The sequence below is a fragment of the Streptococcus sp. HF-1907 genome, from assembly GCF_015594605.1.
In the GTDB taxonomy this organism is placed as follows: Bacteria; Bacillota; Bacilli; order Lactobacillales; family Streptococcaceae; genus Streptococcus.
In genome coordinates, this window is record NZ_JADNQT010000005.1 from 33,108 (window position 1) to 45,332 (window position 12,225).

The 12,225-nt window shown below is 41.2% G+C and carries 10 protein-coding genes; 3 read left to right on the forward strand and 7 right to left on the reverse strand.

From position 1 onward, the window contains the following. Positions 1-71: 71 nt before the first annotated feature. Both IYQ92_RS04415 and IYQ92_RS04420 read right to left on the reverse strand, forming a co-directional pair. Positions 72-914 carry a hypothetical protein gene (locus IYQ92_RS04415; RefSeq protein WP_195675526.1) on the reverse strand — a complete coding sequence of 281 codons (843 nt, stop codon included), beginning with the start codon at positions 912-914 and terminating at the stop codon, positions 72-74. A 153-nt stretch (positions 915-1,067) separates the two neighbouring features. Beyond that, on the reverse strand, positions 1,068-2,723 hold the full coding sequence (locus IYQ92_RS04420; RefSeq protein WP_195675527.1) for a zinc ribbon domain-containing protein: 1,656 nt from the start codon (positions 2,721-2,723) through the stop codon (positions 1,068-1,070). 147 nt (positions 2,724-2,870) lie between these two features. Here IYQ92_RS04420 and IYQ92_RS04425 point away from each other — a divergent pair, with 147 nt between their 5' ends. Then, a complete protein-coding gene (locus IYQ92_RS04425; protein WP_195675528.1) occupies positions 2,871-3,479 on the forward strand; it encodes a DUF975 family protein in 609 nt (202 codons plus the stop codon). Positions 3,480-3,767: 288 nt separating this feature from the next. On the opposite strand, the gene groL is transcribed toward IYQ92_RS04425, so the two are convergent. The 5 genes from groL to IYQ92_RS04450 all read right to left on the reverse strand — a co-directional run bounded on the left by groL (position 3,768) and on the right by IYQ92_RS04450 (position 9,979). Beyond that, entirely contained in the window at positions 3,768-5,390 is a 1,623-nt protein-coding gene (groL, locus tag IYQ92_RS04430; protein WP_195675529.1) for a chaperonin GroEL, read from the reverse strand. Positions 5,391-5,412: 22 nt separating this feature from the next. Continuing rightward, complete coding sequence (groES, locus tag IYQ92_RS04435) at positions 5,413-5,697, reverse strand: co-chaperone GroES (protein WP_195675530.1); 285 nt, start codon at positions 5,695-5,697, stop codon at positions 5,413-5,415. A 234-nt stretch (positions 5,698-5,931) separates the two neighbouring features. Continuing rightward, the gene (locus IYQ92_RS04440) at positions 5,932-6,735 is read right to left on the reverse strand and encodes an ABC transporter ATP-binding protein (RefSeq protein ID WP_195675531.1); all 804 of its coding nucleotides are present in this window, start codon (positions 6,733-6,735) and stop codon (positions 5,932-5,934) included. Then, complete coding sequence (locus IYQ92_RS04445; protein ID WP_195675532.1) at positions 6,735-8,687, reverse strand: ABC transporter substrate binding protein; 1,953 nt, start codon at positions 8,685-8,687, stop codon at positions 6,735-6,737. Before IYQ92_RS04445 ends, IYQ92_RS04440 begins: the two co-directional genes overlap by 1 nt. 494 nt (positions 8,688-9,181) lie before the next feature. Next, positions 9,182-9,979, reverse strand: a complete 798-nt coding sequence (locus tag IYQ92_RS04450) for a Cof-type HAD-IIB family hydrolase (RefSeq protein ID WP_195675533.1) — start codon at positions 9,977-9,979, stop codon at positions 9,182-9,184. 323 nt (positions 9,980-10,302) lie between these two features. On the opposite strand from IYQ92_RS04450, the gene IYQ92_RS04455 reads away from it, so the two are divergent. Both IYQ92_RS04455 and yaaA read left to right on the forward strand, forming a co-directional pair. After that, positions 10,303-11,157 (forward strand): VOC family protein, encoded by an 855-nt coding sequence (locus IYQ92_RS04455; RefSeq protein WP_195675534.1) that lies wholly within the window; start codon positions 10,303-10,305, stop codon positions 11,155-11,157. A gap of 42 nt (positions 11,158-11,199) precedes the next feature. After that, entirely contained in the window at positions 11,200-11,925 is a 726-nt protein-coding gene (gene yaaA, locus IYQ92_RS04460; RefSeq protein ID WP_195675535.1) for a peroxide stress protein YaaA, read from the forward strand. The last annotated feature ends 300 nt before the right edge of the window (positions 11,926-12,225 follow it).

The window sequence follows — 12,225 nt, forward strand, 5'->3', positions numbered from 1 at the left end:
CTCTGTCTTCCTTTCCTTTATTTTGATTATTGTAACATAAAAGCCGGCCTTGTCACCAGCTCGCATACTTATTAAGCATTGTTTTGATTGCTATTAGTGTCTTGATTAGAAGTAGTTGCTTCGTCTTCATCATCGTAATCATGGTCCACATCATGGTCACCATCAAAAGAATCGTCCTCTTCATCGTTCCAATCAATCACCTGACTAACCAGTTTTTTCTCTGCGTTTAAAGCCTTTTTCAAAGTCTTTTCAGATTTTTCTAGTGATTTTTCAAGGTCTATCACGCTTTGTGTGTAGGTATCATAGGCTTTAGCCCTTTTTTCTTGCAAGGTTGACGCTTGGTTGACATCATCTGTCAAGGTTTTTTTGTCTGCGTCGGAGAGAAAACTTGCTGCAATATCTGATTTGATTTCAGATAATTCCTCAGAAGTCACTTCTCCTAAATCATCTGGTAAACCAGCATCATCAGAGATCTTTTTCCAAAGGTCTGAGTGACTTGAGAGTAATTTTTTGTAGTCAGACTCAATTGTACCAAGATTTTTAGTGTAGGCTTCTTCAATTTTTTTCTGCGTCGTTTCAATATCGGTAATGGTTGATTTATTCTTTTGAATCAAAGAAAGAAGTGTTCCCTTATCGGTTGCTGATAGGCTAGACTGATTGATGGTCTGTTGCCACTGCGTATAAGTCAAATCCAAGTCAGAGGCTGACAGTTGATTTGAATGGTGTTCTCCATCATACCCATGCCTTTCATCCACACGGTCTTCAAGTTCATGATGCAGTTTTTCACCGCCAAAATAAGCTGCGCCGCCACCGATAACAAGGACTGCTGCCCCTGCGACGGTCAAGACTTTCCAGTGTTTCTTAGCTGACGCTTTTGCATTATCAAGTTGTGTTTTCCATTTATTGTTTGTCATAATCATTCTCGCTTTCGATTTGTTATATTTGATGAGTCTAGTATATCGTCTTTATCAAACCCATGTTCGGTCAAAGCGAGGTAAGATTGTGGCAAAAGTGGGGCAGTTTATTTTGCAATAGTTAAAAGTGCACTGATTTACAGCGCACTTCGTTTATTCTTTAGTGAGAAACTTGCCTCCCAATGGTTTTGTATAGTCAAAATCATCGGTTATATTTGCCTGCCACACTACTGGTTTGATTTTATCGCCATCAATTTTTAGGCCATAAGCGTATTTGACACCTGCTCCGCCGATTCCCCCGTCAGGGATGAAAGTAGAAACATCCGAGCTATCTTCATAAGCGTACAAGTACAGATTGTCCGCCTTTTGAGTCAATTTGGTCACCTTAGCCGTCGTTGTTTTATCTTCTTGCTTATCATCTTTAAAGTCGACTTTTTTGGTCACCGTGCCATCTTTAGCAAAGGTCATGGTCACCGTACGGTCATCGAGTGTCAGCTTCCAACTACCAATTACTTGGTCTGGGAAACTCGTCAATTCTTTCTCTTTAGTCTCATCCGCCTTGATCTGATTGTCCTCGCTGTTTACTGTCAAATTACCACCAGAATTAGTGATACGATAGCTTGTGTCCGACCGTTTAACCGTAAAGCTACCAGACAGATTCTGCACGATATTTCCGTAAGTGTTTTTCTTCGTATCCGTTGATTTGTCATAATAAAAATTATAGGTCGCATCAAAGCCCAGCCGATAAGAAGCCTTCCCAACCTGATTCAAGCTGGTCAAGACAATATTAGGGATGGTGAGCTGACTTGCCTTACGACTGTCTGTCGTCAATTTTGCCTTGACACTTTCTTTGAGACCTTTGTAAAAGGCATTGCTAGCGCCAGCTTCAAACAAGCTAGAGACCATAGAAGCGTCCCGACCAGAGGTGACATAAACCACGAGCTGGTCAAATGCTGAAACAACCAACTGACCAGCCGTCGCCTGGTCAAGCAGATTTTCAGCATCTAGAGCCACACTGCTACCGTCAGAAATCTCTGTAACAGCTTTCTTTTGCGACTCCAAAACACCATCTGAGAAATTTTTCTTCACTACAGCTTTAGCTGCACTGGTGATGGGATAATTTTCGACCTGATAAGTCCCCTCAGCCAAAGTCCCAATACGATTTTCGCCAAAATAAAGCTCGCCGTCTGTTAAATTGCTAGTCACCGTAAAAGTCTTGAAGGTCACTGATAAATCAATCGTACTAGACTTGCCCTTATAAGACTTACTGAGTTTAATCTTCCTGCCATCATGCGTTCCCTCAAGAGTCGCCTCATAATCAGCCACTGGCAAACGTTTCAGTGTGATGCTATAATTGTCAGAGTCAGTCGTCGCTACCTTTTTCTGATTGAGCAAAAGGTCCATCTTGGCGACATTCGTTTTCAGCGTCAAGCTCATTGGCCGCATGGCCACCTTATAATCTGGAAAAATCCCAAAACGACGCCCCACGCGCTTGATGTAGAGCGAACTCGAGCTATCAGCGGTTTTTAGGCTATCGCCAATCGCTTGCGCTTTGGACTTGCTGAGAGCCGTGAAACTAGCATAATTAGCCTCATCATTGGTAATCTGCTCCCCTGTGTCAGACCAGACTAGAAATCCCTTGATATTCTCAAAAGCAGCTCCAGACTTGCTAGAACGCGCCTGCACAAAGCGATGAATAACCTGACCCTTGGAAAAATAAAAACTACCCCAAGCTCCTAAAATCAGTAACAAAACCAACAGAGTACTTCCTGTCAGCTTAACTGATTTTTTCTTGAAAAACCTCCTCATCTGGCACCTCCTGATAACGTTTTCTCTATTATACCTTATTTTATTGATAGAATGATGACAGAATTTTGTCAAACAATGACCTTTCAATTTGCCTTTTTACTTTTGTAGTGTTATAATAATACAAAAGAAGATTTAGGAGATGATGTTATGAATCGTGTTATGATTAAAGCTAAAGCCAGAGAAGAACTAGCTGGCAACTGGAGCTGGGCTGTTTTACTAGGACTTGCCTATTTTGTTGTTGGTGGTATCCTTGAAGTCATTACTACTGGTTTTGGGACCATTATTGTTGGAATCTTAGAAGTCGGATACTCGCTAGCCTTCCTTCACTTTATTGATAAGCGTAAAGATGATAACATTTTTTCAGCCCTTTTTTCAGGCGTCACCGAAGGACGGTTTTTACCGGTGCTGATTAACTGGCTTTTAAAAACAGTCTTTCTATTCCTTTGGAGTCTACTGCTAGTCGTTCCCGGAATCATTAAAAGCTATGCATACGCCATGTCTGACTACATCATCGATGACCTCAATCGCCAAGGACGTAGCATTCAACCAACCGAAGCTATCACCAAATCACGTCAGTTAATGGACGGTCACAAATTAGACCTTTTCATCTTTGACCTCAGCTTCATCGGTTGGTACATCCTAAGCCTATTCACACTTGGTATTGGGCTCCTTTGGTTGGTTCCTTACTACCGCGCAGCCCATGCTAGCTATTACCGTAACCTGGCTGATTGGAACCCAGACATTATTAATGCTTAATTGTTAAGAGCCGTTCACCTAGTGGTGGATGGCTTTTTGCGCACCCTAGACGCACAAAAAGAGATAGCCGATAAAAGCTATCCCTTTTTAGTTAGTAAGGGAAGTAGACAGAACCTGATTTAGAAATCTTTCCCCCTCGCAGTAGTTTAGTTGCAAGAATTGCTCTCACGACACAAAAAAGAGGAAGCAATATCGACTTCCTCTTTGTGTCGGTAAGAAGGATAGCTAGTCCCGCCATAGCGACTAGCGTAGTTTTTCAGCTACTTTTGGTAACTAGAAACTTTCCCCTTACATCATCCCGCCCATCATTGATGGGTCCATTGCTGGCGCTGGAGTAGCGGGTTCTGGTTGGTTGGCAACGACTGCTTCTGTTGTCAAGATAAGGCTAGCGACTGAAGCGGCGTTTTGAAGGGCTGAGCGAGTTACCTTAACTGGGTCAATGATACCAGTGGCAACCATGTCAACCCATTCACCGTTGGCAGCGTTGAATCCTGTACCAACTTCAGACTGTTTCAAGCGATCAATAATAACTGAGCCTTCATAACCAGCATTGTAGGCAATTTGACGAACTGGTTCTTCAAGCGCACGAAGGACAATATTGCGTCCTGTTGCATCATCACCTTCAAGTTCAAGTGCAGCTACTTTACTAATAACGTTAACAAGAGCTGTACCACCACCGGCTACGATACCTTCTTCGACAGCAGCGCGAGTTGCATTCAAGGCATCTTCAATACGGAGTTTCATTTCTTTCAACTCAGTCTCAGTTGCTGCACCAACCTTGATAACTGCAACGCCACCTGATAATTTGGCTAGGCGCTCTTGCAATTTTTCACGGTCAAATTCAGAGGTTGTTGTTTCAATTTGTGATTTGATAAGATGAACACGGTTAGCAATCGCATCAGCGCTACCAGCCCCTTCAACAATGACAGTTGAGTCTTTGTCCACAGTCACTTTAGCTGCTTGACCAAGTACAGCCATTGTCGCATCTTTAAGGTCAAGACCAAGATCCTCAGTCACAACTGTACCACCTGTCAAAACAGCAATGTCTTCAAGCATGGCTTTACGACGGTCACCAAATCCAGGTGCCTTAACCGCAACAACGTTGAAAGTACCACGAATTTTGTTAAGGACAAGTGTTGGTAGGGCTTCGCCATCCACATCATCAGCGATGATGAGAAGCGGACGATTGGTTTTAAGGATTTCTTCCAACAATGGAAGAACATCTTGGATATTTGAAATTTTCTTGTCAGTAATCAAGATGTATGGATTGTCAAGGTCGGCAACCATTTTTTCATTGTCAGTGACCATATATTGAGACAAGTAACCACGGTCAAATTGCATCCCTTCAACCACTTCAAGCTCAGTTTCCATACCACGGGATTCTTCGATAGTGATAACACCGTCATTACCCACGCGCTCCATAGCTTCAGAGATGTACTCACCAACTTTTTCAGAACGTGATGACACGGCAGCAACTTGAGCGATAGCTTCTTTGCCAGAAACAGGCTGCGCAATTGCTTTAAGTTCTTCGACTGCTGCGACTGTCGCTGTTTCAATTCCGCGACGGATACCGATTGGGTTGGCACCTGCAGTTACGTTTTTCAAGCCTTCACGGACGATAGCCTGTGTCAAAACAGTTGCCGTAGTTGTACCGTCACCAGCGATATCATTAGTTTTTGAAGCCACTTCTGATACGAGTTTAGCACCCATGTTTTCAAAATGGTCTTCCAATTCAATTTCTTTAGCGATAGTCACACCATCATTAGTAATAAGGGGTGAGCCAAAAGCTTTTTCCAAAACCACGTTACGACCTTTAGGGCCTAAGGTTACTTTGACTGTATCTGCTAAAATATCGACTCCACGCACCATAGCTGTGCGGGCATCTGATGAAAATTTAATATCTTTTGCCATATCTTTTATCAACCCTTTCTCATTATTTCACGACAGCAAGAATGTCAGCTTCACGAACGATGGTCACTTTATCATCACCATCTTTAACGTCAACACCAACACCAGCCTCAACCAAGACCACATCACCAGCAGTAACACTTGGCGCTACCAATTCACCAGTCAAGGTACGAATACCTTCACCGACTGCGACAACTGTCGCTTTTTTCGTCGCTTCACGCGTATTACCAGCAAGGACAAAGCCACCCGCTGTCTGTTCTTCTACAACTTCAAACTTCACGGCCACACGGTCGCCTAATGGTTTCAACATATTTGCCTCCATACCAGTTATTTTTCGATTTTTCTTTACCTGGCAATGTCGCTCGCAAGCTCGCTAGCAGTACTAGAACTAGCTCCTCCATTGACGGCAAAGATTTTTTAGCACTTATACATTAAGAGTGCTAACTTACAAAATCTATTCTATCACTTGGTCAGAAATAGTCAAGAAAAAAGAATAGATTATACAAAAACCACTAGCACCCGATAATACTAGTGGTTCCCATTTCTACCCTAAAACAAGGGCATCATCATTCAATTGTTCTCCAGCATTTTTATGGAAGAGTTCCATAAGCTGAGCCACAGTGAGTTTTTTCTTCTCTTCGCCTTTAACATCGACGACGATTTTACCATGATAGAGCATGACCAAGCGATTACCGTATTCGATGGCGTGTTCCATGTTGTGGGTAATCATAAGCGTTGTCAATTGCTGTTCTTCAACCAATTTCTTGGTCAATTTCATGACCATGTCGCTGGTTTTTGGATCCAGCGCAGCCGTATGTTCATCTAAAAGAAGGATTTTGGGACGAACCAAGGTTGCCATTGAAAGCGTCAAAGCTTGACGCTGACCGCCTGATAGAAAGGCAGCATCTGTTTTCATCCGATTTTCAAGCCCCAAACCTAATTCAATCAAGGCTTCTTTGAAAATTTGGCGTTCTTCTTCAGTCACTGATCTTTTGAAAAAGCTGCGCTTCTTACCACGGCGGTAAGCGATAGCCATATTTTCTTCAATAGACAAATTTGTCGCCGTCCCCATACGAGGATCTTGGAAAACACGGCTAATGTCCTTAGACCGAGCAGCAACTGAAGCCTTCTTGATGGATTGCCCATCCAATAGAATGTCTCCCTCATCAATCGGAAGAACTCCCGCGATAGAATTCATGAGCGTTGATTTACCAGCACCGTTACCTCCGATAACAGAGATAAAATCCCCCTGCTCAATATCCAAATCAAGGCCACGAAGAACCGGATTTTCATTGATAGTACCTTGCTCAAAAGTCTTATGAATATTTTGTAATGATAGTAAAGCCATTAGTTTTTACCTCCTGGTGTCAAGGTTTTTGAAGGTCGAATGTTGAGTTTCTTACGGATTTCTGGTACATAGAGGATAATTGCTAGAAGAATAGCTGACGCTAATTTCAACATTTGAGCATCCACATTCATAGCAAGAATGATAACAAGGACCAAGCGGTATAGGATTGACCCAAGTACAATTGACCAGAGGCGTTTACCAAGTGGAAGGTATTTAACAATAACTTCCGCCAAGATAATAGAAGCCAGACCGTTTACGATTGTCCCAGTACCCATGTTCATATCCGCGTAGCCATTATTTTGCGCTAAAAGTGACCCTGAAAGGGCAATAAGTCCGTTAGAAATCATGTAACCAAGAATCTTCATACGGTTGACGTTGATACCATTGGCAGCCCCCATATCTAAGTTGTCACCTGTCGCACGAAGGGCAAGACCAAGTTGAGTATTCAAAAGCACAACCAGCAAGAGTATAACAAGGGAAACGAAGATTACACCTAGGAGAATGACTGAGTAAAGTTTTGACAAGCCCAAAACAGACATCATCATGGTTACAAGCGTCGTTTTCCCTGAAAGTGAAACATTGGCAGAGCCCAAAACAAGCAGGTTAATAGAATAGAGGGCCGTGAGGGTAATAATCCCTGTTAAAAGCGCTGGAATTTTCATCTTAGTGTGCATGAATCCAGACACTGCACCAGCTGCCATACCAGCCACCAAACCAAGAATAGTAGCAATAAGTGCATTTGTACCATTAACAATCAAAATAGTCGTTGTCGCAGCACCAAGTGGGAATGAGCCTTCGGCTGAAAGGTCTGCAATATCCAAAATACGGAAAGTAATGAAAACCCCGATAGCCATGATTGCCCACAAGAGACCTTGTGAAATAGCTGATAAGATAACATCACCCCAGGAATTTGAAGATTTGCTTGATTTCTTTTGTCCAATAGCAATTTTTGCAGTTTTAGGGGCTTTAGCTTTGCTTGTTTTTGATGTTGATGCTTTTGATGCCGTTTCAATTGAGCTCACATCAATACCAAGTGTTTTAGCCATATCTTTATTGACAACAACGTCTAAAGTATCTGGGTACTCAGCTGCAACTTTGCTAACTTTCTCACCCTGAATAATACGCACTGCCAATTTAGCCGTCTGACGACCAAGAGCCTCATAGTTGGCACCGTAAGTAAAGAGAACCCCTTTATCAACAACATCAGCAGAACCACCAACAACAGGAATTTTCATTTCTTTTGAAAGGTCTGTGACAAGATTGATAGATGATACAATCATGTTATCGGTCGGAATGAAGAGCACTTCTGTTTGGCTCATCAAACTTTTAGCCGTGTCCTGCACATCGTTGGTTGATGAAATCCCCTTAGTGATGGTCGTAATCCCTTTAGATTTGAAGACTTTCTCAGCTTCCTTGACCTGAACCTCAGAGTTACGCTCGTTTGTTGTGTACATGATACCCACTTTTTTAACGTTAGGCATCACTTTTTGAAGAAGAGCGATTTGCTTGTTAATCGGAGACATGTCGCTTGTTCCCGTTGCATTACCAGATGGCGCCTTCATTGTTTTCACCAATTTAGCTGAGACCGGGTCCGTAACAGCAGTGAAAAGAATTGGTGTATCTTTAGATGTGTTTGATAAAGCTTGCGCTGCAGGTGTTGCAATCCCCAAGACTAAGTCATTATCTGATACCAGCTTAGTCGAGATGGTCTGCAAATTCGATTGGTCACCTTGAGCATTTTCAAAGTTAATCTTAATATTTTTACCATCCACATAACCTTCTTGCTTCAATTGAGCAATGAAACCTTTGCGTGTCGCTGTCAACGACGGGTGTTCAACGTATTGTAAAATACCGACATTGACAGTCTTAGTGTTCGATTTTGAACTAGCACAGCCTGCTAAAACAAGCACAGCCAGTGCAAGACTCATTAGAGCCGTCCACATTTTTTTCATCAGTCTACCTCTTTTAATTTTTCTCTTCATAAATCTTTTTGTATAATCGTTTAGTTTGCTTTTAGTACAAGGCAATGAGGAAAGGCTGTACTTGAATACGGCGAACCGATTTCTCTAAGCAATAAAAGATAATCTAAACGACTATAGCAAACAAAAAACCAACTAGACAACAAGCACTAGTTGGTTAAAATGTATAAAATTACATTTTGTCGACACAACCAACTAGACTTTTCTTATCTAATCGGCTTTTGTTCATTATAAAATGCTCTAGCCTCATAGATACAAACTTGCGTACGACGTTTGTATCCACAAGGTTACAAAACGTCTATCTAAAGAAACTAAAGTAATAATAAGAATTCAGTTGCTCTTCAACAGACTGTTTTTCTAGCATTTTTTTCTCCTTGATTTATGGTTAAACATACTATACTCTTATTTTTTATAACTGTCAACACTGTTTTGTAAAATTCTGATAATTTAAACAATGGAAATCAGCTTCAATTTTCTAGATAAGTTAGTAGTATTTTAGCAATTCCATCATTATTATGGTCGTCCGTCACATGACCGATGGCTTCTTGAACTTCTTTTGGTCCATTGCTCATGACATAGCCCTGTCCCACCGTTTCTAGCATGTCTAGGTCATTAAAATTGTCCCCAAAAGCAATGGTGTCTGCTAAGGCAACCCCTTCTAGCTCTGCTAATTGGGCGACAGCCTGCCCCTTCTTAATACCTTGAGCCATAATTTCAATAAAGTAAGGTGCAGATTTAGCAATTGAGAGGTTAGAAAACTTAGCTTTCAAGGTCAATTCCAAAGGAGCAATCTCAGCTGGATCTCCCATCAAAAGAACCTTATGAACAAAAGCCAAATCTGCTAAATCATCCAGCTCTGCCTCTGTCGAAGTCACTCCAACAATCCCTTCTTCGCGTTTGACCCAATCATTTTGTCGGTTGCAAGCATACCAATCGTGAAAACTATAAATGTTCCAAGCAATCTTTGGATAGTCCGCCTCAATTAAACGGCAAAGTGTAAAAGCCTCCTGACCCAACATAGGACTTGAAGCTAGCGTATCTCCTGCTTGATTTTGCAACAAGGCACCATTGTAGGAAATAATCGGCGTTGTCACCCCAATCGTATCAATAATCGGCTGAATAGCCTCAGGCATCCTAGCCGAAACAGGAACAAATGTTATCCCCTGCTCAACTGCTTGGCGTATAGCTTGCTTGGTTTTTGCGGTCACCACAAAGTCGCTATTAATCAATGTTCCATCGATATCACTAAAAATCATTCTCAACATCAAAAACCTCCTAAGTGTCTACCTAACATTGACGTTGCTAATCAGCCTTATTATAACATGATTTCGATCCAGCAACAATTGACTTAAAGCCATGAAAATAGTGAATTTGACATTTCTGAAAATTGTGGTTACTATTTCAGAAACTAGCGTAAATATTTTCTGAAGTATCTTGACAGTGATGTCAAAATATCATCAACTAAATTGACAAGATTGTTGACATCTATGTCATCTACTCATTTTAGAAAAATCCTAAACAAATTTGTTCCTTTTCTTGGCGTTTAGCGTTAAAATATTATTACTAATTAGTACAAAGGAGACAACAAATGACTTATCCCTATCAAGCACACCACTACCTAAAATCTATTACCCTAAATGTTAATGACCTCGAAGGCATGGCTAAATTCTATACTGAAATGGTGGGACTTACCGTCGTAAAAGCGACTGATGAACAAATTTACCTCGGCAGTAGCAAGAAAGAAGCGCAACTTATTCTTCAAAAAAATGATGACCATAGCCAACAATTAGCTGGGCTTTACCATACCGCCATTCTCGTCCCTGATCGTAATACTTTGGGGCTTGCCCTTCACCATCTTGTCATCAATAATGTTCCCCTTGAAGGCGGGGCTGACCATGGCTATAGCGAAGCTATTTACCTTCCCGATCCTGAAGGCAACGGTATCGAAATTTACCGTGATAAGCCTGTTTCTGAATGGGATATCCGCGATAATGGACAAATTGTCGGAGTGACTGAGGAATTAGATGCGCAAAGTTTGGTTGACAATCTTGTCAACGTCACTGACAAGTTCATTCTACCTTCCGAAACACGTATCGGACACATTCACCTCAATGTTAACGATGCGGACAAGACCTCTAAACTCTATCAAAAAGTCTTTGGATTTGAGGACAAATTCTCCATTCCTAGCGCTAGCTGGATCGCTTCTGGAGGTTATCATCACCATTTAGCCTTCAATCAATGGACTGGGCCTAATCTAGGCAAACGCCAAGAAGGACAAAAAGGCTTTAATCATATGGTCATCGCCTATAACGATCCTATTCTTTTTCAAGCCAGTCTCAAAAAAGCTAAACTATATCAAATGACTATTCTTGAAGAGAGCGAACAAGCCGCAACTTTGGAAGATTTCAATGGGCTTCAGACTAAAATTATTCTAGAAAACTAGCGATTACTTGACAGAAGAGCCTGGATTTTTCATAATAGCTGTATGCTTAAATTTTTAATCCCAACCGCTAAGGAAATGGCAGAGCTGTCACCAGTCAGCCAGCACTTTCAGACTGAAAAAAGCAATTTAATTGCTCAAACTACAGCAAAATTATCATCTTCAGAATTAGAAGAAGTCTATAAAATAAAAGCTGAATCTGCTGCCAAAGAAGCACTGCGCTGGCGAAGCCTAGCAAAACAAGAGGCAAACTATTTTCCTGCCCTCAAACTCTTTAACGGGCTCATGTACCGCAATATGGACAGAGATTTCTTAACAGATTTGGCAAACATTGACCAAAAAGTTTTCATTACCTCTGCACTCTATGGTGTCATTCCAGCGATGACCCCCATCGCTCCTCACCGCCTTGATTTCAATACGAAGCTAAAGATCGACGGGGCATCGCTCAAGCAATTTTGGCGTCCAGATTATGACCAAGCATTGACCTCAGAAGACACAGTCATCTCCCTTCTTTCCAGTGAATTCGAAGATGTTTTTTCACCACAGAAACGTCAGCAACTCACCAGTATTCAGTTTAAAGAAATACAAGACAGAAAAACCAAGACACACTCTACTATTTCTAAAAAAGCTCGTGGGCAATTTTTAACCCAAGCTTTAAAAAATGATTGTCAAAACTTAGATGACCTCAAAATGATTGAATTTAATGGCTTTCGCTACAATGACAAACTCTCCCAGACAAAACTTTTAGTTTTCACTAAAGAAATCAATTGATGTCACACTTGTCCACAGTTTTCCACAATTAAAAAAAAGCAGTTATCAGAAGATAGCTGCTTTTTGACGTATTAATTTTCAAAGAAAGGCTGTTATATCAAGCTTTTTACCCTATCCACTATTTTTAAACAGTTATTAACAACTTGTGGATAACTGTGGGGATAGTTAGGGGATAATCTGTTCATAAACTATCTAAATTTCCTTTCCCTACTTTACTTGCTTGTTAAGCAGTCTTCCTATCTCCTTTATTTATCCTATTTCCTCGTCAACTTTTCTGTCAACATTTTCTATAAACTTATG

Bases quoted from the DNA above. Each gene is read 5' to 3' on its own strand.
- IYQ92_RS04415 (WP_195675526.1), bottom strand. From the start codon at position 914: ATGACAAACAATAAATGGAAAACACAACTTGATAATGCAAAAGCGTCA.
- IYQ92_RS04420 (WP_195675527.1), bottom strand. From the start codon at position 2,723: ATGAGGAGGTTTTTCAAGAAAAAATCAGTTAAGCTGACAGGAAGTACT.
- IYQ92_RS04425 (WP_195675528.1), top strand. From the start codon at position 2,871: ATGAATCGTGTTATGATTAAAGCTAAAGCCAGAGAAGAACTAGCTGGC.
- groL (WP_195675529.1), bottom strand. From the start codon at position 5,390: ATGGCAAAAGATATTAAATTTTCATCAGATGCCCGCACAGCTATGGTG.
- groES (WP_195675530.1), bottom strand. From the start codon at position 5,697: ATGTTGAAACCATTAGGCGACCGTGTGGCCGTGAAGTTTGAAGTTGTA.
- IYQ92_RS04440 (WP_195675531.1), bottom strand. From the start codon at position 6,735: ATGGCTTTACTATCATTACAAAATATTCATAAGACTTTTGAGCAAGGT.
- IYQ92_RS04445 (WP_195675532.1), bottom strand. From the start codon at position 8,687: ATGAAAAAAATGTGGACGGCTCTAATGAGTCTTGCACTGGCTGTGCTT.
- IYQ92_RS04450 (WP_195675533.1), bottom strand. From the start codon at position 9,979: ATGTTGAGAATGATTTTTAGTGATATCGATGGAACATTGATTAATAGC.
- IYQ92_RS04455 (WP_195675534.1), top strand. From the start codon at position 10,303: ATGACTTATCCCTATCAAGCACACCACTACCTAAAATCTATTACCCTA.
- yaaA (WP_195675535.1), top strand. From the start codon at position 11,200: ATGCTTAAATTTTTAATCCCAACCGCTAAGGAAATGGCAGAGCTGTCA.